Origin of the sequence: Bacillus cereus group sp. MYBK15-3 (assembly GCF_051916765.1) — a bacterium.
GTDB lineage: Bacteria > Bacillota > Bacilli > Bacillales > Bacillaceae_G > Bacillus_A > Bacillus_A cereus.
This window is the reverse complement of record NZ_JBQAHG010000001.1, coordinates 98,370-120,896: the sequence shown is the minus strand read 5'-3', so window position 1 is coordinate 120,896 and position 22,527 is coordinate 98,370. Positions and strand designations below refer to the sequence as shown.

The following is a 22,527-nucleotide window of genomic DNA, read 5'->3' as shown; positions in this document are numbered from 1 at the left end:
CATGACGGCTCTTATTTTTATTTAGCAAACTACTTTTATCTCACGTACTCATAGTACCATTTACGTGCATCTAACCAAGCTGTAAATTTATCGATATTCCCGGACGGATAGCCATTCGTTATAGCATAACCAATGCCATCTTTTTGAACGACAATTTGTCCATCAATACCCGCATCAACCATAGCTTGAGCCAAAGCTTGTAAATTACTAAATGCTACACCACCAGTTTTTACTTTGAGCAAATCCGCTGCACCTCCTCCAGTTTGTCCTGTAAGAGCAAATACAATAGAATTAGCGATTTTATCAACATTCCATTTTGCCATGTCGGATTCATTATCAATAAACCCTAATTCAATAAGAATAGCCGGTGCCTTCGTTCCATTTAATACTGCTAAATCTGTACGTTGTTTCGCACCTCGATCACGCCATCCAATATCTTTTGCTAGTTGAGCTGAGATTTTAGCCGCCAAATCTTTCTGATCATAATATAAAACCTCAACACCCTGTCCATTTCCATCACTTGCATTAAGATGAAAAGAAATAACTAAATCCACAGCATGGGAATTGCTATTCCGAATGATATTATTTAAATTTTGTGATTGAGTTGCCCCTACCTCGTCCGTATCGTCATAAACCGTGTGTCCTAGGGCTCTTAACTTAGCCGCCACGGCATCTTTAACTTGCCTATCTAGAACGTGTTCTTTCCGATTCCCGAAATTAGCACCTTGAACAATACTATTGTGTCCTCCGTGCAAACTATATCTAGCCATTATTCATCAACATCTCCTTTCTTAATATCTTATTCAAAACTTGTCTTATTGCTATTCCCACTTACAATCTTAACTGTGCCCATACGTCCTATATTTTCTAAAAGTGATGCAATTTGTTTTCGATATAAAAAAGCTATCGCTTCATAAATCGAATGATTTATTCTCTAAATTACTTTTACATGAATGACGACACGAACAAAAAAGCATCACCCTTTCGGCGATGCCTAAAAACTCTATTTTACTTTTCAGCTCCCTAAATAAATAGAGTTTAAAATCACTGAAACTACACCTATATTTCCTCCCTTTCCTTCACAGCTTCTTTCAACCTCTGCAACATATACCCAATTCCTTTACACCCCTCTAGCGGATATGTAATCATTTCTTCTGGATATAACTTTGTCACTACTTTTTTATGCTTCTTCCCTGCTAGTAAGACGATTTCGTCAAACTGTAGTAAACTTTTATCTACCATCTGTTTTTGTAATTGCTCTATACTTATTACCTCATCGCTTTTTGAATCAAATGCAAGATCATAGTTTTCTAATACAATATCACTTGGTCTTAAAAATCCATGTTTCGCTGATAATATAACCCAGTTTTCGAAAAACATAGTTGCGTACGCCTGACATGCTTTTCCGAACGGACTAATATATACATCTTTTGCTTCCATCGGTCCGTAGTCTGAATGTTTATCCCAAATTTTCTTTTTTCCGCATGGAATTATACATAGCCTTTTCATATATATTTCTACTCCCTTTACTTTGGTAAATAAAATTCGTTATTTTGTACATTTTTTTCTCGAGATACTATATAATAATTCTGAAAGTTAAAATTACACATTTTACCATATGCGTACTATAGATTACTCTCATTGCAAATATTATAATACCATAAAAAATTTTTCATTTTTTCTTCAAAATAATGAAACTAAATTATAATGCAAGTATGTATTAATAAAACAATAAAGGAGGTTCATAAAAATGAAAAATATTATTCCTGCACTATTAGTCTATTTTATCGTTTGCGTTATTTCCGTTATCATCCCAGCATCTGAAGGCTATAATTATGTCGGCTGGAAGTTATTTGTTGGGCAAGTGTATGCGATACCTATTTTCTTCATTACTACGATAATCACATTTTATATAAACAAGAAAAAATATTACGAATAAACGATTATAAGGATAGCTAACGCTATCCTTATTTTAATTCGTTAATCAAAACTTTATATCCTTTCTTCTAAAAAGTTAAACGCAACATCTGTATTTCAGCGTTTAAACGCAGTTCCTCCGAAATCCAGCTCTCTAATTTTGAAACAGATACAATATTTTTTCAAAAAGCCCCTGTAATTTACTTTTCAATACTTCCATATCATTAAGCATACACAATGCGACTGTTTAAAAGTTAAAAATTTCTGCTTATTATAAATAAAAAAGGACAAATAGCCAATCTGACTACTTGTCCTTACTGTTCATCTGTACGCAATACGATTAAGCTTGGAATGCTTCTGTTAATACTGGTACGATTTGTTTTTTACGAGATACAACACCTTTTAAAGTAGCTGTATTGTTTTCTAGTGATACGTTGTATGCTTTCTCAACAACGTTTGCTGCTTTACCGATCGCAAGACCGACAGAATCGTTAGTTAAGATATCAGTTACAACGAATAAGAATAGGTCTAAACCTTTTTCTTCTACTACTGCAGAAATTACTTTTTCAAGTTCCGCTTGGTGTACAAGAACGTCGTTTGTATCAACAGCGTTTACTTGTGCGATTTCAACTTTCGCATTACCCATTTGGAATTCTTTAGCATCAAGAGAGATTAATTGCTCCATTGTTTTTCCGCTTAAGTCAGCACCAGCTTTTAACATTTCTAAGCCGTAGTTATCTGCATCTACACCAGCGATTTCCGCTAATTCACGAGCAGCTGCTACATCTTGTTCTGTGCAAGTTGGAGATTTGAATAGTAAAGAATCTGAAATGATTGCAGATAACATTAAACCTGCAACTTCTTTACGAATTGTTACGCCATTTTCTTTGTACATTTTGTTTAAGATTGTAGCTGTACAGCCAACTGGCTCACAACGATAGTATATAGGATCGCTTGTTTCAAAGTTAGCAATACGGTGATGGTCAATAACTTCTAACACACGAACTGATTCGATATCGTTAGCACTTTGTTGACGCTCGTTATGGTCAACTAAAATAACGTTGTCCACTTCGCTTGCTACTGTCTCAACAAAACGCGGTCCTTCTACTTTAAAATAGTCTAACGCAAATTGAGTTTCACCGCTGATTTCGCCTAAACGTACAGGCTCAGCATTCATTCCTAATTCTTTTTTCAATTCTGCATAAGCAATTGCAGAACAAATTGCATCTGTATCTGGGTTTTTATGCCCGAAAACTAGTACTTTTTCCATGTTTTCCACCTCTTCATGAAAAGGATATCTTAAAGAAGCAAATATGACAATATTTAAAGCATATTTTTTTATAAATAATTGCACTTTCTTCTATATTTTTCATCATTTTCATAAAAAAAATCATCTAAAATGAATTAGATGATCGAAATGTATGTTTCAATTAAAATAGTGTAGGAGCTTGCACTACATTGTTAAAAGCGAAATTTGAGGATAAGCCATTATTCAAAAGGTTTACATCTATAACTTGATAAAACGCATTTCCAGTGTCTGCAATTTCCCAAACAGCTAAAATAAGATGGTATCCACTACGGTCAGTTGGTACATTCGCTTCGTGCGTTACTGTTGTCCCTGGTCTAGCTCCACCGTCATTTTTCACATAGAATGGCACTAAATCTAAATCTGATCGCGTCAAAGGTTTATTGGGATTCCAACCTTTTTTCGTAATATAGTATTTCCACTCTTTCGTACTATGAGGAGCCGTTAGTTTCCACTTGAATGTATTCGTCCCGCCATTTAACGTAACTTTCTTCCACCTATCTACAGTTTGAACATCTAAAGCGGGAAAATGACCAGCCCCTGCAATTTGTCCATCAGAAGGTCCTAGTTGCGGAAATCCACCTATTCCTTCTACGCTTTGAGGTTCATATTGAATTGGTCCACAATTTACATTTACCCCTTGCTTACATAAATAAGATCGGCTCGCTGGTGATTCTACATATCCATGAGCTGAAGCCTTTTCTGAAAATCCAAATGTTAATAATCCCGTAAGTAATACGCCACCACTTAAAATAACTTTCTTCATCTTTTGTAAACTATTCTTTTTCATACTTTCATCCCCTTCCCATAATAAAGCGAAAATAACTATAGTTGGCTAGTCATCTTCTCTACATTTATTATAAGACGAGAATCATTACTAAAAGAACCCTCTAAAAACTTTCTCAAATTCATTTAGTGCGTTAATTAGATTATAATTAACTATTTTAACATCGCCAGAAAAATATAGACGGTGTTAAAAATAGTCGTTTATTATTCACTTACTAATAATCAAGCACTCTCCCCGTTTGATTATAACTTAAATGTTTTTATAATAAAGAACCGTAGCATCTAACTTTCCATTCGGAGAAATTGCATACCCTGGTATTGTTCCAACTTCTTGGTAGTCTAGTGATTTGTACAATTTATTGGAAGGATCTCCTTCTCTAGTATCTAATACTAAAAGAGACCTGTTTTCTTGCTTTGCTCGTTCCTCTGCTTTTTGCATAAGCGATCGTCCAATACCGTTTCGTCTAAAGTTTGGATGAGTCATTAATTTGCAAATCTCAGCTCTATGAATTCCGTTAGGCTTAGTAACTAATTGTAATTGAATACTCCCTGCTACTTCGTTGTTTATTTTAGCCACATACAATATCACTTCTGGCGCTAATACTGTTTGCCAATACTTTGTTGCATCTTTTTGTTCCAGTGGAGGCAAAAAACCAATTGATGCCCCATCATTTACAACCATTTTCAAAAGTTTCGAAAGTTCTTCTATATCATTTTCTAGTTTCTTAATTTCTTCAATTACTAAATTTCGCATTACTTTTCCCCCTTTTGTTTCATTGTAACAATTTTTAAAGAAGGAATAATGAAATAATAAGAGGAATTTATAGTTAAGATATGATTTTTTGTGAAAGGATAACGATATGAAATATATATTAGATAGAACGTACGCAAAAGAATTACTCGAATGGGCATATGAACAAAACCCGGGCCCTTGGTTTGAACATTCACTACATGTTGCTCATGCAACTGAAAACATAATTATAGAACTTATAAAAAAAGGGTACAAGCTAGATGCTGACATAGCATATAACGCTGCCCTTTTGCATGATATCGGAAGATACAAAGGTTTTACCAAATCGGTCATTCATTCCTATGATGGTTATATGTATATGAATGATTTAGGGTATACAGGAAACGCTGTTATTTGTGTGACACACTCATTCCCATGCAAAAATGAACATATAGATATCGCAGCAGAATGGAGTCTCGTTCCTGACCATATGAGAAGCCGATTAGTTGAAATATTAAATGAACATTGTAACTACGACTTATACAATAAAGTAATTACTCTTTGTGACGCTCTTGCTGATGCGGATGGCTTTACTACGCTGGAAAGAAGATTAATTTCTGTTGGTTTGCGTCATGGTACAACATCTCATACATCTTTACATTGGAAAGGGTTTTATGCGATTAAGAAAGAATTAGAAGCTTTAATCGGTAAGAGTATATACACAGTTCTTCCTGATGTAGAAAAATCTATTTATGAAGATATAGAATATTAAAGTAAATACAAATTGAAAACGATAAAATTTGTATTTATGTTTCTAAAAGACTCTTTCAAAAATGGAGGGATTTCTTATTAGTAAAATAGGATTTGACTTGATAAACCTTGAGGGGAATTTTGAATTTGGATATGAAGATATAAAAAAGATTTCTATGAGATGTAAATTTTCTAACTGTTCACATACAAACGAACCAAACTGCGCGGTTAAAAGAGCTATCTCTGACGGTGCTCTTTCTGAAGAAGTAGTTAACAGTTACTATAGAGATTTTAATGAGGCACATTATGTTTCTAAACAGAAAAATAAAACAAAAGCCATTGATTATATGAAGCAATTGAAGCTTTTTACAAAACCTTAAAATTAAATAAATAGTTGTTATTTCTCATTCCTACTAAATTTAAAATTCTCCCATTATTGTATAACCATAAATTGAACCCATCCTAGATAATTTTTATACTCAAATTTAATTTCACATAAAAAACGTTTTAAACATAAAGTTTAAAACGTTTTTTTATTCAATGCTTTTGATTTTTCAATTCTGTTAAACACTCTTGCACTAAAGTTACCGCTTGACTCATCGCAGCTCCGCCAGCAAATGCTGCTGAAACACCACATGCTTCTAGAATCTCTTTATCCGAACATCCTTGATCAAGACAACCTTTTGTATGATAAATTGTACAATACTCATCTTGCGTTGCTAAACTAATTCCTAATGCAATAAGTTGTTTTTCTCTTTTTGTTAAAGAACCCTCTTGAAAACAAGCTTGCGTGAACGCATTATATGTCTCAGCGATTTCAGGAATTTGATTTGTAAAACTACCTATACCTTCTTTATAATGATGTAGAATATCATTTATCGAACTATGTTGCTCATGTTCCATCTTATTCCCTCCAGTCATATTATCCATACTTATTGTAGTATGTGATGAAATGGAGGCAATATACCTTCTTTTAAATTAAGAATTTTTAGTTAATTTAAGTTATAATTTTAAATTATCATCTACAATAACTTTTTCTTTCAACCTCTTTACTTCTTTCTTCCCAAAATGTTAATCCTTCAATCCCCACATTTTTAGGATTAAATACTGGATCTTTCCCTTCTTTTTTCTGCGTTTCATAATCTTTTAACACTTTTAATGCGGTTTTACTTAAAAGTAAGATTGCGATTAAGTTTAACCATGCCATACTACCGATTCCTAAATCTCCAAGATTCCATAAAAGCGACGCTGATTCAACGCTACCGATGTAAACCATAATTAAAAATCCAAATTTTAAAACTGGTTTTAACCAGCCATATTTCAGTTGACGATCTAAATAAGTAAGTGTCGTTTCAGCGATATAGTAATAAGCGAGTAACGTTGTAAATGCAAAAAAGAAAATCGCAATTGAAATAAATATTGGACCAAACCCTGTTATCACAGTTTCAACTGCTTGTTGTGTATAAATTGGACCAGCTTCCACATTTCCTATGTTTTGTACAATGGCGGTTTTCCCTTCAGGTATAACATTATACATACCTGTTATTAAAATCATAAGAGCTGTCGCTGTACATACGACAATTGTATCGATATATACGGAAAACGCTTGAACTAATCCTTGTTTTGCGGGATGCGATACTTCAGCAGCCGCCGAACTATACGTCGCTTCTCCGACACCAGCAACGTTTGAAAATACAGCGCGTTTTACGCCCCATGCAATAGCTGCACCAACAATTCCACCAAACATTTCATTTACACCAAATGCGCTAGAGAAAATTAAAGCAAACATCCTTGGAATCTCCGTTACATTCGCAATTAATATGATACATGTAACAATTACATAACCAATTGCCATAAATGGAACAAGCATTTGAGAAACGCCAGCAATTCTCTTTACACCACCAAAAATAATTGCTGCTAGTAACATGACTAAAAATATACCAGTTATATATTTGCTAATACCATTAGAGTTTTCAAATCCAACTGCGATACTACTAGATTGAATACCTGGTAATAACACGCCATATGAAAGTGTTACAACTACTGCTACAATGACTGCAAACCATTTCATTTTCAAACCTTTCTCAATGAAATATGGAGTACCGCCGCGATATTCATTCCCTACTTTACTTTTGTATACTTGAGATAATGTTGATTCTACAAACGCGCTCGCTGCCCCTAACAAAGCCATTACCCACATCCAAAATACAGCTCCAGGACCGCCGAAAGCAATTGCTGTCGCTACCCCTGCAATATTACCAATTCCAACTCTTCCTGATAAGGCTAAACAAAATGCCTGAAAAGATGATATTCCCGTCTCTGAACTCTTTCCTTCAAATAATAGTTTAATCATCTCTTTAAAATAACGGATTTGCAAAAAGCGTGTTGCAATCGTGAAATATACGCCTGCCCCTAATGCAAAAACAACTAAACCGATACTCCACACTTGCCCTACTAACCATTCTACTAAATTCTCCATCCAAATCCCCCTTATCATTCTTTGGAAAAGCAATTTTGTATATAAAAAAAACGGACAACTATTATCAAACTTTCTAGTTGTCCGCATCTTTCATTATTTCATCCCTCAATTTTTATCAGTAAAACGCCCTATTACTTTATATTTACCCAAACACTTTTCACTTCTGTATAATTATCAAGCGCATATGAACCTAATTCGCGGCCAATACCAGATTGTTTATATCCACCAAATGGTGTAGCTGCATTTTCCAAGTTATAATCATTAATCCACACTGTTCCTGCTTTTAATTTATTTGCTACTTGATGACCCGTTTTGATATTTTGCGTCCATACACCCGCAGCAAGGCCATAGGATGAGTTGTTCGCTCGTTCAATTACTTCTTCTGTCGAATCAAATGGAAGTACGACAACAACTGGTCCAAATATTTCTTCCTTAACGATTGTCATATTGTCTGTAACATCTGTGAATATAGTTGGCTTAACGAAATAACCTTTTTCAAGCGCACGTTCGCCACCAGCCGCAACTGTAGCACCTTCTTTCTTCCCTTGCTCAATGTAATTTAACACACGCTCTTGTTGTTTCTTAGATACGAGTGGACCCATTTCCGTTCCTTTCTCCATACCTGCTCCAAGTTTTACGTTGTTCGCCATTTTCACAAGTGCATCTACTACAGTTTCATAATGTTTACGATGAACAAATACACGTGATCCTGCGCTACAATTTTGACCGTGATTATACATAATACCTTGGAATGCACCATTTATCGCTTCTTCCAAGTCCGCATCTTCTAAAATGATATTTGGTGATTTTCCGCCAAGCTCTAACGTTACATGCTTAATCATTTCTGCAGATTGACGCATAATATACTTTCCTGTAACAGTAGATCCTGTAAAAGCAACTTTATCAATGTCATGATGATTTACAATTGCAGCCCCTGCTTCAGGACCAAAGCCTGATACAAAGTTTACAACGCCGTTTGGAAATCCAGCCTCTTTAAAGAGTTTCGCTGTATATAGTAAAGATAAAGGCGTTTGCTCTGCTGGCTTTAATACAATCGTACAACCTGTCGCCAGTGCAGCTCCCATTTTCCAAGAAGACATAACAAGCGGAAAATTCCACGGAATAATTTGTCCTACAACACCAACAGGTTCATGTCTCGTATAATTCAAGTAATCTTTTGAAATCGGGATTGTTTGCCCAATAATTTTTGTAGCCCATCCTGCGTAATAACGATAATTTTCTACAGTCGCTGAAATATCATCATCAAGTGCTACTTGATATGGCTTTCCATTATCTAAAGCTTCTAGTTGCGCTAATTCTTCTCTATGTTCTTCAATTAAATCTGCTAATTTATAAATAAGATGCGCTCTTTCAGCAGTAGCCATTTCTGCCCACGGGCCAGATTCAAATGCAGATCTTGCCGCTTTTACTGCAGCATCAATATCCTCTTCTTGCGCTTCACATACGACTGCTAGAACCTCTTCTGTTGCTGGATTGTACGTTTCAAACGTCTTTCCGCCAATAGCAGAAACAAATTCGCCATTAATAAACATTTTAATTTCTTCATTTAAAAACGCTTCCACTTTTGGTTTCAGCTCAATATTTGTCTTTAACATTATGTTCTCCTCCTTATTTAAACAGCTGCATGAGCTGCAATATTTGATAAAATCGTTTGAAGCTTTTGATTTTCTTCTACAGTTAACCCTAGTCTTGGATAGCGAGAAGGTCCTCCCGCTTGCCCATGTAATTCCATAGAACGTTTAACGATTTGAACATATTTCCCTGATCCTTCAAGAAACTCGCAAAGTGGTAAAATAGCATCGTTTATTTCCCACGCCTTTTCTAATTCACCATTTTGAAAATGCTCATACATTTTTGTAACGAGACCGGGAACGATATTTCCTGCTACTGAAACCCATCCCGAGGCACCAACTAAATATGATTCCATAACTAAATCTTCAGAACCACAGAAGACTTGGAAAGCCCCTTCACTTTGTCTTACTAAATCTCTCGCTTTTCGAATATCTCCGCTAGATTCTTTAATATGTGTAACATTTTCACACTCTTTTCCAATACGGAGCATTAGCTCTGTACTCATATCAACACCAGAAGTAAATGGATTATTGTATAACATAATTGGTATATTTACAGAGTTTGAGATTTCTTTAAAATGAAAATAAATCTCCTCTTCCTTCGGTTTACAATAGTAAGAGTTTATAATTAATGCACAATCCGCTCCGTGCGCTTCTGCATGTTTCGTATATTCAATTGTTTCTTTCGTCGTCTCTGCTGCAGTTCCAACAATAACTGGAATACGGCCATCAATTTCTTTCAACACGGTTTCTACCATTTTAAATCGTTCTTCTTTTGATAAACTTACAAATTCTCCTGTACTTCCATTAATGATGATACCTGCAACGTTTTGTTCGATAAAGTAATTTACATTTTGCTTTACCCCATCCCAATTAATTTCCTGAAATTCATCCATCGGTGTTATTAATACTGGAAATGCCCCTTTAATTTTTTGCATATTTATCTCTCCCTATCACATTTTATTTTAATAAGAAACCTGCCGGAAACGGATCCGTAGGGTCTAATAGAAATGTCTGCATCCCTGTAATAAATCCTCTACTTTCAAAACGGAAAATGTATCCTAGTTCCTCCTTCTTCACTTTCTCCACAGTTATAAAACTATTAAATATACTTTCATTTTTAAAAGGTTTATCCGCCATATAATCATTTTTAAATAACGCATGAACATAGGAAACAATAGTAGAAACAAAACCTGGCGAACGTACGATAAAGTTATCTTCATGAAATGTAATCGATTTTATATGGTTCTTTTCTTTTTGCGAAGGATCTACTAAAATAAGCCTTTTTATTAGCGACTGTTTTTGTATAGTCTGTAGTGTAGCTTCTCCCCATCTTTTCAATTCAGAAATGTTTTCCATGCGAATTTCTGGCGAATACAAACCTTTCTCTACAACTGCATATACTTTATCTGCTTGTATGAGAGAATAATTTACATTACCAACCTGTAAATTTTCCTCAATCATATAGCATAGTTTGCTTTCAAACGAAACCGATATAACTTCATCATTCTCTACATACGCATGAACTAAAAATATTCCACATAACGTTTCAATTTTATATTGATTGGACTCTCTCTTTTTTAAATAACCACTTTCGAGTAACATCGTTATTACTGCAACAATGCCTCCATAATGAAGCGGAACCGAACCTTCATGATTAAAAAATAATACAGCTGCATCCACTTCATTATGGATAGATGGAACGACAATACACCCATTCAAACCGATAAAACCACGTGGTTCATTTAATAAAAGCTTCATCTCTTCTGCTAATTCACCTGAAAATTGTTCATTTAATTGCTCCAAACTGTAGTAGTATTTGCATGGTACGTCTTTCATTACACGAAATGCCTCGCCATTTACATGTACGTCTACTGCTGTATACATTTTTTGAATGTTCATTTTATATCCTCCGTTTCATGTTCCATCGGCGGAATTAGCAAAAATCCTTCTTTAAGTGGATCCATTTCATTGTAAAAAAATCTATGCATACCCATAAGCCAAGCTGATCCCGTAATTTTCGTTATGACAGCTTCAATATTTTCAACATGTGTCGTATTCATGACATATCCTTTAAATAAAGAACCAACGATACTCTCATGAATGAACTCTTCACCAATTTCGATTTCTTTCTGAGCGTATAATACAGCTAGCTTCGCAGATGTTCCTGTACCGCATGGAGATCGATCTATTCCGCCTGGTGGTACAACAACTGTATTTTTCACATGCGCACATTCATGAGTAGGATCTGTATAAAATTCAACATGTGTTAATCCTCTTATAAACGAATACTCTGGATGAGTGATTTCAAACTTCTCATTAATTGTGTTTCTTATATGAATCGCCTTATCGATGATTGTAGATGCATTTTCTGGTACTAATTCTAGATCTACTGATTTCGCATCAATAATGGCATAAAAATTCCCTCCATACGCAATATCAGCCTCTATAGTCCCAATGTCTTTCACTTGTACAGTAATATTTTTCAATAAAAAAGCTGGTATGTTACAGAAAGATACTTCTTTTGCTTTTCCATCTTGAACAGCAATATCTACTTCAACTAAGCCAGCCGGTGTATCTAGTTTTAAAGAAGTAATCGGTTCAACTACCGGAATTAAACCTGATTCAACTAACGCTGTACATACACCGATTGTATCGTGACCACACATCGGTAAATATCCACCTGTCTCTATGTATATAACACCTATATCAGCCTCAGGATGACATGGGTCTGTTAATAATGCTCCTGACATTACATCATGACCACGCGGTTCATTCATTAACAATTTTCGAATCCAATCATACTCCTTTTTCATATGTAACATCTTCTCTGCCATCGTCTCTCCAATCAACTTTGGAAGTCCACTAATTAATGTCCTCGTTGGATTCCCACCTGTGTGTGTATCAATCGTCGTAAAGACTCTTTGTGACCTCATCCGTTTAACACCCTTTCTGTAAAACGACTCAAACGAAGTGGTTCAATAGGAATAATTGTCTCTTTTTCATTTAATAACTCTTCAATTACTTTTCCAGTAACTGCTGCAAGACTAATCCCATCACCTTCATGTCCAGCGGCAATGAAATAATTCGGAATATGTTCCACTCGTGAAATAATCGGTAAATGATCTTCTGTCCACGGACGTAAACCAGCGTAAGAACGAATTACCATCATATCTGCCATTTTCGGATAAAAACGAATTGCTCTATTTGCGATACATTTAATGACTTCATTATTTATCCTCGTATGAAATCCTACAAATTCACGACTACTACCAATTAAGAAATTTTGACTTTCAGTAGGCTCAAATACGAGCGCAACCCCGTATTTTTCAGTTAAAGCATCCACCTTTCGTTTTCCGCCAAATTTAGAAATTAAATAACCGAATTCCATTACTTTACGGCATCCTACGTGTTGTTGCCTTGAAGCTACAATAATATGCCCTTTTCTCGGTTCAATTGGTATATTTATATTTAACATCTGACCAATCTTAGGAGCCCACACACCGGCTGCATTTACAACTTGTTGTGCTGTAAAAGTTCCATTCGTAGTTTCTACAACAAATGAACCATCCGTCTCTATTTCCATACTCTTTACTTCCGTCTGCTTAAAAGCTTTTGCGCCAAACTTTTGTGCCTCTGACAGAAGCGAGAAAGCAAGGAGATATGGATTCACAGTTGAATCCGTCGCACATTCTAAACCGCCTAATAAATCATCAGCAAAAAAAGGCGACTCTTCCCTTATATCTTGCCTATCAAGCATTCGAAACGGTAATCCAGCTTCTTGTTGCCGATTTACCCATTGCTGCGCAGCTTCCATCTCTTCGTCTGACTCACATACGAGAATACTTCCTGGTGCCCTATATTCAAATGAATGCTCTAATTCTTCACTTAAATCAGTTACTAATTTTTGACTTACTAAAGACATTTGACTATCAAATCCCGGGTCTTTATCAATGGCCAAAATATTCCCATCACACCGTGAAGACGTCCCGCTGACAAATTCCCCTTTTTCAATGATTGTTACGTCTCTTCCGTATTTTGAAGTGTAATAAGCGATAGAACACCCTATTATTCCACCACCTATAATTAAAACGTCGCAGTGCCTCACAATATACTCCTCCTTTCCTAGCCCTCTCACTTTCTTTTTATGCAATTGACGTGCCAATTCTGTACATATACAATTTTTATAAATAATATTTTTATTTGTAAAAATATTTTAAATTCATAGTAAATAGGTGTATTATTTTTTTATCACTGTCAAAATTTTTATACATAACAGGAGGACATTATGGAATTCTCATTTCCGACTATACAAGAATTTTTGGAAAGCGTTTTAATCAATCATACATGTAGCCTTGATCGCATTAAGAAAATAAACGAAAGGTTTTATTACCTCCCTTCTACTACAGAAGAATATAATTGCGCAATTATTTATGTAGATGACTCATTCACTGCATTAATTGACGCTTTTTCTTATGAATTAGCTGTTATCATCCTTAACGAAAACGATGAGCCGATATGCTGTATAACTTCTCAGCAAATGATTCCATTTCTTTATAAGTCCTACAATGAACTACAGTCATTTTATGACACTGTAATACAAACAACTGACTCTTCTGTTACAGTAATTGATAGTAAAGAATGCGTTCGAACTTGGACAGATGGTGCTGAAAAAATATTTTCAGTCAACCATAATGAGATTATTGGGCAACCGATTACTCGTTTTTTTGATTATAAAGACTTGGAAATTTTACAATCTTTACATGATGGAAAAAGCATAGTCGCTCAGTTCCATCAGCCTCGTCCCGATTTATTCGTATTAATTAATTCAAATCCAGTTTATTGTAATGATGAAATTATAGGAGCAGTCGTTTCAGAAACAGATGTTACAAATCAAGTCGCTTTAAATGAAAAACTATTTAATATGTCACATGAAATGCACCGTTTAGAACAAGAAGTGGCAAAGTATAAAGATGAATCCGATCCATTCCTTGCGATGAATGGAAAAAGTCCTGTTATACAAAGAACGATACAATTAGCTAGAAAAGTTTGTTCGGTGAAATCAACTGTTTTAATACTTGGGGAAAGCGGAGTTGGAAAAGAAGTATTTGCGAAAGCAATTCATGAAGCAAGTGAAGCAGCGAAGGCGCCTTTCATTTCGATTAACTGCGGGGCAATTCCAGAAGCATTATTTGAAAGTGAATTATTCGGTTACGAGCGTGGGGCGTTTTCTGGAGCAAATAGTAAAGGAAAAAAAGGTAAAATTGAACTCGCGCAAGGCGGTACTTTATTTCTTGATGAAATAGGTGAAATGCCACTTGATATGCAAGTAAAACTGTTACGTGTACTGCAAGAGCGAAAGTATTACCGAGTTGGTGGTGAAAAAGAAATTAATATTGATTTCCGTATTATCGCTGCTACAAATCGTGATTTACAAGAAGAAATGAGAAAAGGAACTTTCCGAGAAGATTTATATTACCGCTTAAATGTAGTTAGCTTGCAGATTCCACCGCTGCGCGAAAGACGCGAGGATATTATTGAATTAACCTATTCTTTCTTAAACGATTTTTCAATCAACTATAACAGACCAATTCGTGACTTACCTTCAAGCATTATGCATGAACTGCTTCATTACAATTGGCCAGGTAATATTCGCGAACTTCGAAACGTTGTTGAACGGCTTGTGGTATTCGCAACAGACGGAATTATAAAACAAGAATATTTACCATTTCATACGACTGAAACTTTAGACAACCATACAGCCCATTCCCTATTACTCAGCAACAATAATACAATCCTTTCTTTACAAGAAGAGATGGATGAGCATGAAAAAAAAGTTATTGAAAGGGCTTTACGAATTTTAAATGGGAATAAATTAGAATGCGCAAAACAACTTGGCGTAACAAGGGCTACTTTATATAACCGTTTAAAGAAACTTGGACTTCAATAAAGAAGCAGTATGCACCGATCAGGCATTTACAGATAGCCCTCTCCTCCTCTATATTGGCATGATTTTTGCATATATAATTTGTGAAAACCGAACTAGAGGAGGAATACACATGACAAATAAAAACAACTTAATCGTTTGTCGTTGTGAAGAGGTTACATATGGGCAACTTCAATCGACAATTGCTGAATATAACTGCTCGGCAAGAGAATTAAAACTAAGAACACGTGCTGGCATGGGATTTTGCGGTGGTCGCACATGCAGAATAATGATAGATCGAATGATTGAAAATGCGAATCCTGACGTAACTCTTAATGAACTACCGTTAAAATATCAACCACCAATACGTGCAGTTACTTTTGGATCGGTAGGTGAAAGTAAATGAGTAGAATTACACATCACCCTATTTTAGGTACTTTACAAAGTAGTGAGCGTATTACCTTTCAATTTAACGGTCATCAATACGGAGCATATGAACATGAAACGATAGCTGCTGCCCTGTTAGCAAATGGAATTAGGACAGTAAGAGTTCATGAAGATAGCGGAACACCGCGAGGTATTTATTGTAATATCGGACACTGTTCCGAATGCCGCATGACAGTAAATAATCAAACAAATGTACGCGCATGCTTAACTGTTGTAGAAGAAAACATGGTTGTTGAAAGCGGGAAACAGCATCCGAATATCGTGAGAGAGATGGTGAAAAAACGATGAGTGATGTAATTATTATTGGTGCAGGGCCAGCGGGATTATCTGCTTCTATTTCTTGTGCTCGTTTCGGACTAAAAGTGCTCGTTATTGATGAATTTATGAAGCCGGGCGGGAGATTGTTAGGACAGTTGCATCAAGAGCCTACTGGAGAATGGTGGAACGGAATAAAAGAATCGAAGCGACTTCATGAAGAAGCAGAATCACTTTCAGTACATATCAGGTGCGGTGTTTCGGTCTATAATTTAGATAGAGATGAAAACAATTGGTTTGTACATACTAATATCGGTACGTTAGAAGCACCTTTCGTACTACTTGCTACTGGAGCTGCGGAATATTCTATTCCCCTTCCTGGCTGGACACTTCCAGGAGTGATGTCAATTGGAGCAGCTCAAGTTATGACAAATGTTCATCGCGTGCAAGTTGGAAAAAAAGGAATTATTATTGGTGCTAACATTTTGTCTTTCGCCATTTTAAGTGAATTGCAATTAGCGGGAATTACAGTGGATCATATTGTACTCCCTGAAAAAAGCGAGTTAAGTCAAAAAGCTGGTGAACCTGAAGAAGTTTTAAACTCTCTTTTAAATGCAGCACATCTCGCTCCTTCTGCTATTTTACGAATAGGTAGCCACTTTATGAAATATGATTGGATTCGAAAAGCTGGATTAACATTCTATCCAAACAGCGGAATGAAAATAAACGGAACGCCACTTCACCTTCGGAAAGCAGCTCTTGAAATTATCGGAACAGATCAAGTTGAAGGTGTACGTGTTGCTAATATTGACTCTAAAGGAAATGTTATTAATGGATCAGAGAAAATATATGAAGCAGATTTTGTTTGTATTGCCGGGGGATTATACCCACTTGCCGAACTTGCAGCTGTAGCTGGTTGTCCCTTCCATTACATTTCAGAATTAGGTGGACACGTTCCTCTCCATTCCGAAACAATGGAAACTCCTCTTCCTGGTTTATTTGTAGCTGGCAATATTACAGGCATTGAAAGCGGAAAAATTGCGATGGCGCAAGGAACAGTTGCAGGTCTATCTATTGCTAAATATGCAAGCAAAAAACGTGATATAGTCGACCAACAATTATATCACGCCATTCAAAACGTTCACTCTGTTCGTCAGAAAGCTGCAATTCAGTTTAATCCGATGGTAGATATCGGTAGACGAAAGATGAATGATTTATGGCATAAATTCCAAACAAATGATAAAGATTTCTATAAACAACAAGAAATTATTTAATAAGACTTATTTGTCAAAAAGCTCCCCTTATCAAAAACATAAGGAGAGCTTTTCAAATTATTTCACTTCGATTGTCCAATCACCATCAGCTTGAATAGTGAATATATGTATACCATTTTCTTTTACAGGTACTTTTTTCGTAGTATCGGCAGCACCAATTTCATTAAATATCATGCTATCGTTTAAATCCACTACAAAATTACTTTCACCATTCTTATGTACACCATGCAATTCTTTCAAACCTTTTTCAAGTTTCACAAAAACAACATCAGATCCGTGACCACTAATTGTTCCTGGAGCTGTTACTACTTTATCTATTGGAATAGACTGAGACATATTCACTTTCCAGTGACCATCTGCCATTGGATTAATAAAATATTTTCCACTCTTGTTTAATAAAACTACACGTTTTTCTTTTCCATTACCAATAAAATTCGAAAGTGAACCAGAGTCATTACCTTGTTCATCTTTTAACTCTAGAATTGCATTACTTTCTCCTGTATGTTCTACTTCCGCAATAACAAATCCGGATTTTAACTCAAAAAAATCAGAAGAATTCGCACCATCACCTTCTAACGAAACACTATGATCTTGTGATAATCTCTCCACTGCACTTTTTTCTTTTATCTCTTTAGCTTTCGGGCTAGTTGTTGCTGTTTGCTGTTCAGTATTCTTATCTTTTTTTTCATTCGCTTGTACATCTTTTGTTTGCTCCGTTGAATTACAAGCAGTTAAAGATAAACATACCGCAGCAATTGTTGCTAATAATTTCTTTTTCATAATATCCTCCTATTAACATAAAACATTCTTAATAAGAATAACATATTTTTACCAATTCATCAGTTTATTAAAAATTGAATTTTATCCTAAAATAGGAAACATACTAAAAATAGAAATTAAAATAAAAAACTGCTAGAGCATAAAGCCCTAACAGTCTTATTGTTCATCACTATTAAATTTCGCTAATGCGTAAATACCTTCTTCATCATCTAATTCAAGTTGTAATCTCGCTGCGAATGAATTGACATTATATTCTCTGTCAAGCAATAAGCGTAATGCTTCGATTAAGTTTGCTTGAATTAAAATTTGCTGGCGACCATTTACCTCTACTTCCGCAGAGAAACCGTAGTTATCGTCATACATGAGTTCAACTAACACTTCTTCTGGACCCACTTGTCTTTTTTCAGCTATATATACGCAAAGCGCATTTATTAATTCTTGTTCAGAAATTTTTATTGTTTCCATGCTACTTCATCTGCCTTCTTTTTACGTTGGTCTTTGAAGTATTTAAATGCACGAACTGCTAACATTACGATACCAGCCATTACTAACATATTTACCATAAATGCTAATACAGAACCAAGAGCTCCCATATTTGCAAATAAGCTACCCATTAGTAAACCACCAAGACCACCTAGTAATAAACCTTTCATAAAGCTTCCTTTATTACTTTTTGGTGCTGTGTTTGTTGCTTTCGTTTTTGAATCTGGAGTCGTTTTTTGAGAATTTACATTTGAGTCTTTTTTGTTTAAATCAACTTTTGACTTTTGACCTGAACTTGGTGTAAATGATTTTTTACCAGATTTGTAACTTTTCGCTGCTGCATGATCTACGAACATAAAGCTGCTAGCCCCAAAGATAACCATGAATGCTGTCATTACTGCTACAAGTTTTTTCAACATATTATATCCATTCTCCTTTTATATAGATATATGTGAAATCTATCTTTCTAGTAAATTCAGAATGATAGATTTGTTTTTAAGAACATTTTAAAGGTTCTTATGAACTTATTATATGAACTTTTGTCGAAATATGCAAGTATTATTTACTTTCAACAGTTTGGTGACAAAGGAAAAATTAAGCAAAACAGAATTGACTTTAAATGAAACAAAACATATTATAAGTTCATAAGAACTTTTTATTATTTTGGAGGTGAAAAGATGGAAACATTTCATCTCACACGAAACGAAATGGCTACCCTTCTTCTATCACTAAGAGGATGGAATACGAAAAAGCCTCTCGGTATTTTACAAGAAGCTTGGGCAAAGTCACATAAAAAAGATATTGAAAGCGGACAAAGCGTTACAGCTTTTATTACTACCGCACTTTCACCTATTTTTGAAAAACTGATTAAAATTGACGATACTGATGTCGGTTTTTCTTTAAATGAAATAGTTGCGCTTGGCAATCAGATTGAAAACACAAGTTTCTCTGTAACTGCTATGCAAAACTGGGTGAAACGAGATATAAAAGAAATGATTGGCTCTCCTCAAAAAGGGAAAAAATATTCGATTGAACAAGCAGCCTTACTGTTCATTGTCGAAGATTTAAAAACAGCACTTGATTTTGAATCAATTCGTAAGCTATTACGCCTTATCGTTAATGACCCAGCCGATCGAAGTGATGATTTAATCAATCCTGTTCATTTATATGTAGCATACTCTTCTCTATTTGAAGAACTCAATCAAGGGAATTGCTTACAACTAAATGCAACAGATACAGTTCATACAATTGAAAACATCGTAAAAGAAAAAGCTGATAAAATCGCAAGCAAGTTCGATCAAATTAATAACGAACAACGCGAAGCAATTCGTAACGCTATTATCATTGCGACCCTTTCTGTACATACCGCTTATGTACAAATGTTAGCAAAGCGTTACGTAACAGCAACTTTATTTTTACAGAACTTAGATGTGAAGCCTTAAAAAAACAAGCATCCCCCCGTCATATACCTAGGACAGGGGGATGCTTGTTTTCAATCAATATAAAATACAAAAATCATTTTACATCTAAGTTTCATTATAAAATAACTCTTGATTATGTATTATGTAAAAATCATTACTAACCTAACATTCAACAATGTTCATTTCTTTCTATTAAATTCCTATCAGATTTTCTCGATAAACTTAATTACTTCATCTTTATAATTATATTTGTCATTAATTTCTTGTAATAATTCAATATCATGCGTATGAGTTTTTCCTGTCTCTAACAGCTCACGATATAAATCAATGTAAGGAAGATTTTTATTCATGGCATTTTTATATTCCTTTTCTACATCGTAAAAAACCTTTTTAAACCTCACATCAGTAATCCCTGCCTCATCAATTTCAAGAATTGCATACTGAGCACGCAAGTCAGAGTTTAGCTTATTCCACTTGTAAAAAGGTTGTCCAACTGTTCCTGGGTTAATAATTAATTGATCATTGCTACTATAGCGCAACAATTGATGGTGGGTATGAGCGTAAATCGCAATATCATAATCACGATCAAATAGCCGATCAAACTGTTCCTGATTATTAGTGGGCCACAAATCTCCTCCGTAATTTTTATTTTGTAGATTATGACTAATACTGATTGATAAATCATTAACCTGTTTTGTTATATGTAATGGTAAATTTTTAACATGTTTAATATAGTTTTCATCCAGGTTTTCACATTGATACTGAACTAATCTAGAAACATAAATATCAGTTTCGTTATCAATATCAATATTTTTATTAAGAACGTCAAGAAAACTATCTTCCCAGTTTCCTTGTACATAAGTATCAACGTTAATACTTTCTAATATTTCAAACAAATCATTCGATCCAGGACCAGGCATAATTAAATCTCCTAAAAACCAATAATCAGTCACACCTTCTTTCATAGAATCTTCGATAACTGCTTTTAAAGCAGTTGCATTTCCATGTACATCTGCCAGTACAGCAATTTTATGTTTCATGTATTTTATTCCCTCCTCTAAATTTACGTTTCCATCTCATTCATTTTTTATTTTCGAACCAAATCAAATTGAATAGGCATATTCTTTTTTAGGCAATTTTACTATCTCTTGAATGAAATTTGATTTCTCTAAAATGTCCTCTAACTGCCCCTCACTATGGACGTAAATACCACCTGCATATGAACTGTACGCCTTTTTCTCAGTTATTATCGCTAAATTGTTATTTTCCTTTTTAAAATCACCCTCCACTCCTTTTTGAAATGATAAACTTTTAGTTGGTGAAACATAAAGTTGAATTAAAGATACTATTTCAACATCATCTGATTTTGCAAAGCACTGTATTTCATTTAAAATCATTTCATCTTGTAACGGAAGAAAGTCTTCTACTTCTAACTTCTCTCCTTTATGAAAGAAGTTTTGAAGTCCAGGAGTATAGAACGAAAGATCTTTCTCCTCTATCATTTTAAAAATTGTTTGCAGCAATATGTCTTTTCCTATCACAAACGGGTGGCCAAATCCATTATTGTAAAGCCCTTCTTTCATTTTCATTAATTGTTCAATGAAGGGGATTCCCGATTCTTCAATAACAAGTTTACCGTCAATTAAACGCATGTTAGCAATCAATTCTTCTATCCGTAAACCTTCTAATTCAAGCGATGAGTAATATATATCTCTATTCCAAAAATCTAATTGATCCATTCCTAATGAATTAAATAAGAGCTCATCTATAATTGGAAAAACTCCATCTTCTGTTAAAGCTTTCGTTACATCATCTAATAATCTAGGTGTTTGATTTAAAATCGTACGTATTTCTTCGTCCTCTTGAATGATTCGTACCGTCCACTCACCATGATCTTCACCCGATATTTGCTGAAAACAATGTGAATATGGCCCATGTCCAACATCGTGTAGAAGGGCTACAGTAGATACTAGCTTTCGTTCATATTTCGATAAATGTATGTCACCAATCTCAGTAAGATGTTCTATCACTTTATTTACTAGCACATATACACCTATCGAATGTTCTTCTCTTGTATGTATTGCGTTCTCATGTAAAAAATAAGTATGTCCTTGTTGTTTAATATGCGTCAACCTTTGAAATGCTTTTGTATCTATCAATCGAAGGATATCTCTATCACGAATAGAGATTGGTCCATAAATCGGATCTGTAATATACATACGTTCTCCTCCTATTTTTGTAAATGAAAGACCTATACCATTATACTTAATTTTCAGTCTATTATCATTGATATATGAGAAATTTTTAATAATCTTTTCATTAACCCTTCATAAAAACGCGGCTTATATCCTTTACTATAATACTTATGAGAGACATAAAAG

Annotated in this window: 25 protein-coding genes; 8 read left to right on the top strand and 17 right to left on the bottom strand. The window is 34.8% G+C overall.

Annotation, left to right across the window (positions count from 1 at the left end; translation table 11 throughout):
- Nucleotides 1–35 precede the first annotated feature (35 nt).
- A complete protein-coding gene (locus ACTFR8_RS00680; protein WP_044584544.1) occupies nt 36–770 on the bottom strand; it encodes an N-acetylmuramoyl-L-alanine amidase in 735 nt (244 codons plus the stop codon).
- Nucleotides 771–1,059: 289 nt separating this feature from the next.
- Entirely contained in the window at nt 1,060–1,509 is a 450-nt protein-coding gene (locus ACTFR8_RS00675; protein WP_000824873.1) for a DUF6884 domain-containing protein, read from the bottom strand.
- A gap of 241 nt (nt 1,510–1,750) precedes the next feature.
- Between ACTFR8_RS00675 and ACTFR8_RS00670 the strand changes: the two genes are divergently transcribed.
- Nucleotides 1,751–1,939 (top strand): DUF4017 family protein, encoded by a 189-nt coding sequence (locus ACTFR8_RS00670; RefSeq protein WP_000789487.1) that lies wholly within the window; start codon nt 1,751–1,753, stop codon nt 1,937–1,939.
- Between the two features lie 318 nt (nt 1,940–2,257).
- Here the strand turns inward: ACTFR8_RS00670 and ppaC are convergent, their stop codons facing one another.
- From ppaC to ACTFR8_RS00655, 3 genes are all read right to left on the bottom strand, one after another.
- Nucleotides 2,258–3,187 carry a manganese-dependent inorganic pyrophosphatase gene (ppaC, locus tag ACTFR8_RS00665; protein ID WP_000416865.1) on the bottom strand — a complete coding sequence of 310 codons (930 nt, stop codon included), beginning with the start codon at nt 3,185–3,187 and terminating at the stop codon, nt 2,258–2,260.
- A gap of 160 nt (nt 3,188–3,347) precedes the next feature.
- Entirely contained in the window at nt 3,348–4,013 is a 666-nt protein-coding gene (locus tag ACTFR8_RS00660) for a lytic polysaccharide monooxygenase (protein WP_000742279.1), read from the bottom strand.
- 246 nt (nt 4,014–4,259) lie between these two features.
- Nucleotides 4,260–4,763, bottom strand: coding sequence for a GNAT family N-acetyltransferase (locus ACTFR8_RS00655; RefSeq protein ID WP_001245250.1), 504 nt, complete (start codon nt 4,761–4,763; stop codon nt 4,260–4,262).
- A gap of 106 nt (nt 4,764–4,869) precedes the next feature.
- Here ACTFR8_RS00655 and ACTFR8_RS00650 point away from each other — a divergent pair, with 106 nt between their 5' ends.
- Complete coding sequence (locus tag ACTFR8_RS00650; RefSeq protein WP_000874109.1) at nt 4,870–5,511, top strand: HD domain-containing protein; 642 nt, start codon at nt 4,870–4,872, stop codon at nt 5,509–5,511.
- Nucleotides 5,512–5,572: 61 nt separating this feature from the next.
- Complete coding sequence (locus ACTFR8_RS00645; protein ID WP_000398281.1) at nt 5,573–5,869, top strand: hypothetical protein; 297 nt, start codon at nt 5,573–5,575, stop codon at nt 5,867–5,869.
- A 157-nt stretch (nt 5,870–6,026) separates the two neighbouring features.
- Here ACTFR8_RS00645 and ACTFR8_RS00640 read toward each other — a convergent pair whose 3' ends face one another.
- The 7 genes from ACTFR8_RS00640 to ACTFR8_RS00610 form a co-directional block, all read right to left on the bottom strand.
- Nucleotides 6,027–6,419 (bottom strand): carboxymuconolactone decarboxylase family protein, encoded by a 393-nt coding sequence (locus ACTFR8_RS00640; RefSeq protein ID WP_002005224.1) that lies wholly within the window; start codon nt 6,417–6,419, stop codon nt 6,027–6,029.
- 88 nt (nt 6,420–6,507) lie between these two features.
- A complete protein-coding gene (locus tag ACTFR8_RS00635) occupies nt 6,508–7,968 on the bottom strand; it encodes an alanine/glycine:cation symporter family protein (RefSeq protein ID WP_002005223.1) in 1,461 nt (486 codons plus the stop codon).
- A gap of 131 nt (nt 7,969–8,099) precedes the next feature.
- On the bottom strand, nt 8,100–9,584 hold the full coding sequence (locus ACTFR8_RS00630; protein WP_000920983.1) for an aldehyde dehydrogenase family protein: 1,485 nt from the start codon (nt 9,582–9,584) through the stop codon (nt 8,100–8,102).
- A 17-nt stretch (nt 9,585–9,601) separates the two neighbouring features.
- Nucleotides 9,602–10,498, bottom strand: a complete 897-nt coding sequence (dapA, locus tag ACTFR8_RS00625) for a 4-hydroxy-tetrahydrodipicolinate synthase (RefSeq protein ID WP_044584547.1) — start codon at nt 10,496–10,498, stop codon at nt 9,602–9,604.
- 22 nt (nt 10,499–10,520) lie between these two features.
- Nucleotides 10,521–11,462, bottom strand: coding sequence for a proline racemase family protein (locus ACTFR8_RS00620; RefSeq protein WP_100618866.1), 942 nt, complete (start codon nt 11,460–11,462; stop codon nt 10,521–10,523).
- Complete coding sequence (locus tag ACTFR8_RS00615) at nt 11,459–12,496, bottom strand: proline racemase family protein (RefSeq protein ID WP_001257540.1); 1,038 nt, start codon at nt 12,494–12,496, stop codon at nt 11,459–11,461. The genes ACTFR8_RS00620 and ACTFR8_RS00615 overlap by 4 nt, the downstream gene beginning before the upstream one ends.
- The gene (locus tag ACTFR8_RS00610) at nt 12,493–13,668 is read right to left on the bottom strand and encodes an NAD(P)/FAD-dependent oxidoreductase (protein ID WP_044584549.1); all 1,176 of its coding nucleotides are present in this window, start codon (nt 13,666–13,668) and stop codon (nt 12,493–12,495) included. The genes ACTFR8_RS00615 and ACTFR8_RS00610 overlap by 4 nt, the downstream gene beginning before the upstream one ends.
- 180 nt (nt 13,669–13,848) lie before the next feature.
- On the opposite strand from ACTFR8_RS00610, the gene ACTFR8_RS00605 reads away from it, so the two are divergent.
- From ACTFR8_RS00605 to ACTFR8_RS00590, 4 genes are all read left to right on the top strand, one after another.
- Nucleotides 13,849–15,510 (top strand): sigma-54 interaction domain-containing protein, encoded by a 1,662-nt coding sequence (locus ACTFR8_RS00605; RefSeq protein WP_000395824.1) that lies wholly within the window; start codon nt 13,849–13,851, stop codon nt 15,508–15,510.
- A gap of 109 nt (nt 15,511–15,619) precedes the next feature.
- A complete protein-coding gene (locus tag ACTFR8_RS00600; protein WP_000182619.1) occupies nt 15,620–15,892 on the top strand; it encodes a (2Fe-2S)-binding protein in 273 nt (90 codons plus the stop codon).
- Nucleotides 15,889–16,221 (top strand): (2Fe-2S)-binding protein, encoded by a 333-nt coding sequence (locus tag ACTFR8_RS00595; protein WP_000087070.1) that lies wholly within the window; start codon nt 15,889–15,891, stop codon nt 16,219–16,221. Before ACTFR8_RS00600 ends, ACTFR8_RS00595 begins: the two co-directional genes overlap by 4 nt.
- Nucleotides 16,218–17,462 carry an NAD(P)/FAD-dependent oxidoreductase gene (locus ACTFR8_RS00590; RefSeq protein WP_001286104.1) on the top strand — a complete coding sequence of 415 codons (1,245 nt, stop codon included), beginning with the start codon at nt 16,218–16,220 and terminating at the stop codon, nt 17,460–17,462. The genes ACTFR8_RS00595 and ACTFR8_RS00590 overlap by 4 nt, the downstream gene beginning before the upstream one ends.
- A gap of 57 nt (nt 17,463–17,519) precedes the next feature.
- Here the strand turns inward: ACTFR8_RS00590 and ACTFR8_RS00585 are convergent, their stop codons facing one another.
- The 3 genes from ACTFR8_RS00585 to ACTFR8_RS00575 form a co-directional block, all read right to left on the bottom strand.
- Nucleotides 17,520–18,242: a hypothetical protein gene (locus tag ACTFR8_RS00585; RefSeq protein ID WP_000727976.1), complete on the bottom strand. Its 723-nt coding sequence runs from the start codon at nt 18,240–18,242 to the stop codon at nt 17,520–17,522.
- Nucleotides 18,243–18,398: 156 nt separating this feature from the next.
- Nucleotides 18,399–18,707, bottom strand: coding sequence for a YxcD family protein (locus tag ACTFR8_RS00580; RefSeq protein ID WP_000447766.1), 309 nt, complete (start codon nt 18,705–18,707; stop codon nt 18,399–18,401).
- Entirely contained in the window at nt 18,695–19,144 is a 450-nt protein-coding gene (locus ACTFR8_RS00575) for a hypothetical protein (protein ID WP_000914478.1), read from the bottom strand. Before ACTFR8_RS00575 ends, ACTFR8_RS00580 begins: the two co-directional genes overlap by 13 nt.
- A gap of 258 nt (nt 19,145–19,402) precedes the next feature.
- Between ACTFR8_RS00575 and ACTFR8_RS00570 the strand changes: the two genes are divergently transcribed.
- A complete protein-coding gene (locus ACTFR8_RS00570; RefSeq protein ID WP_000447231.1) occupies nt 19,403–20,167 on the top strand; it encodes a DUF1836 domain-containing protein in 765 nt (254 codons plus the stop codon).
- Between the two features lie 182 nt (nt 20,168–20,349).
- Here ACTFR8_RS00570 and ACTFR8_RS00565 read toward each other — a convergent pair whose 3' ends face one another.
- Nucleotides 20,350–21,186: a metallophosphoesterase family protein gene (locus tag ACTFR8_RS00565; protein WP_070184072.1), complete on the bottom strand. Its 837-nt coding sequence runs from the start codon at nt 21,184–21,186 to the stop codon at nt 20,350–20,352.
- 63 nt (nt 21,187–21,249) lie between these two features.
- The gene (locus ACTFR8_RS00560; protein WP_252209582.1) at nt 21,250–22,365 is read right to left on the bottom strand and encodes an HD domain-containing protein; all 1,116 of its coding nucleotides are present in this window, start codon (nt 22,363–22,365) and stop codon (nt 21,250–21,252) included.
- Nucleotides 22,366–22,527: the final 162 nt, after the last annotated feature.

Excerpts from the sequence above, each read along its gene's own strand:
- ACTFR8_RS00680 (WP_044584544.1), bottom strand. The coding sequence starts at position 770 with ATGGCTAGATATAGTTTGCACGGAGGACACAATAGTATTGTTCAAGGT.
- ACTFR8_RS00675 (WP_000824873.1), bottom strand. The coding sequence starts at position 1,509 with ATGAAAAGGCTATGTATAATTCCATGCGGAAAAAAGAAAATTTGGGAT.
- ACTFR8_RS00670 (WP_000789487.1), top strand. The coding sequence starts at position 1,751 with ATGAAAAATATTATTCCTGCACTATTAGTCTATTTTATCGTTTGCGTT.
- ppaC (WP_000416865.1), bottom strand. The coding sequence starts at position 3,187 with ATGGAAAAAGTACTAGTTTTCGGGCATAAAAACCCAGATACAGATGCA.
- ACTFR8_RS00660 (WP_000742279.1), bottom strand. The coding sequence starts at position 4,013 with ATGAAAAAGAATAGTTTACAAAAGATGAAGAAAGTTATTTTAAGTGGT.
- ACTFR8_RS00655 (WP_001245250.1), bottom strand. The coding sequence starts at position 4,763 with ATGCGAAATTTAGTAATTGAAGAAATTAAGAAACTAGAAAATGATATA.
- ACTFR8_RS00650 (WP_000874109.1), top strand. The coding sequence starts at position 4,870 with ATGAAATATATATTAGATAGAACGTACGCAAAAGAATTACTCGAATGG.
- ACTFR8_RS00645 (WP_000398281.1), top strand. The coding sequence starts at position 5,573 with ATGGAGGGATTTCTTATTAGTAAAATAGGATTTGACTTGATAAACCTT.
- ACTFR8_RS00640 (WP_002005224.1), bottom strand. The coding sequence starts at position 6,419 with ATGGATAATATGACTGGAGGGAATAAGATGGAACATGAGCAACATAGT.
- ACTFR8_RS00635 (WP_002005223.1), bottom strand. The coding sequence starts at position 7,968 with ATGGAGAATTTAGTAGAATGGTTAGTAGGGCAAGTGTGGAGTATCGGT.
- ACTFR8_RS00630 (WP_000920983.1), bottom strand. The coding sequence starts at position 9,584 with ATGTTAAAGACAAATATTGAGCTGAAACCAAAAGTGGAAGCGTTTTTA.
- dapA (WP_044584547.1), bottom strand. The coding sequence starts at position 10,498 with ATGCAAAAAATTAAAGGGGCATTTCCAGTATTAATAACACCGATGGAT.
- ACTFR8_RS00620 (WP_100618866.1), bottom strand. The coding sequence starts at position 11,462 with ATGAACATTCAAAAAATGTATACAGCAGTAGACGTACATGTAAATGGC.
- ACTFR8_RS00615 (WP_001257540.1), bottom strand. The coding sequence starts at position 12,496 with ATGAGGTCACAAAGAGTCTTTACGACGATTGATACACACACAGGTGGG.
- ACTFR8_RS00605 (WP_000395824.1), top strand. The coding sequence starts at position 13,849 with ATGGAATTCTCATTTCCGACTATACAAGAATTTTTGGAAAGCGTTTTA.
- ACTFR8_RS00600 (WP_000182619.1), top strand. The coding sequence starts at position 15,620 with ATGACAAATAAAAACAACTTAATCGTTTGTCGTTGTGAAGAGGTTACA.
- ACTFR8_RS00595 (WP_000087070.1), top strand. The coding sequence starts at position 15,889 with ATGAGTAGAATTACACATCACCCTATTTTAGGTACTTTACAAAGTAGT.
- ACTFR8_RS00590 (WP_001286104.1), top strand. The coding sequence starts at position 16,218 with ATGAGTGATGTAATTATTATTGGTGCAGGGCCAGCGGGATTATCTGCT.
- ACTFR8_RS00585 (WP_000727976.1), bottom strand. The coding sequence starts at position 18,242 with ATGAAAAAGAAATTATTAGCAACAATTGCTGCGGTATGTTTATCTTTA.
- ACTFR8_RS00580 (WP_000447766.1), bottom strand. The coding sequence starts at position 18,707 with ATGGAAACAATAAAAATTTCTGAACAAGAATTAATAAATGCGCTTTGC.
- ACTFR8_RS00575 (WP_000914478.1), bottom strand. The coding sequence starts at position 19,144 with ATGTTGAAAAAACTTGTAGCAGTAATGACAGCATTCATGGTTATCTTT.
- ACTFR8_RS00570 (WP_000447231.1), top strand. The coding sequence starts at position 19,403 with ATGGAAACATTTCATCTCACACGAAACGAAATGGCTACCCTTCTTCTA.
- ACTFR8_RS00565 (WP_070184072.1), bottom strand. The coding sequence starts at position 21,186 with ATGAAACATAAAATTGCTGTACTGGCAGATGTACATGGAAATGCAACT.
- ACTFR8_RS00560 (WP_252209582.1), bottom strand. The coding sequence starts at position 22,365 with ATGTATATTACAGATCCGATTTATGGACCAATCTCTATTCGTGATAGA.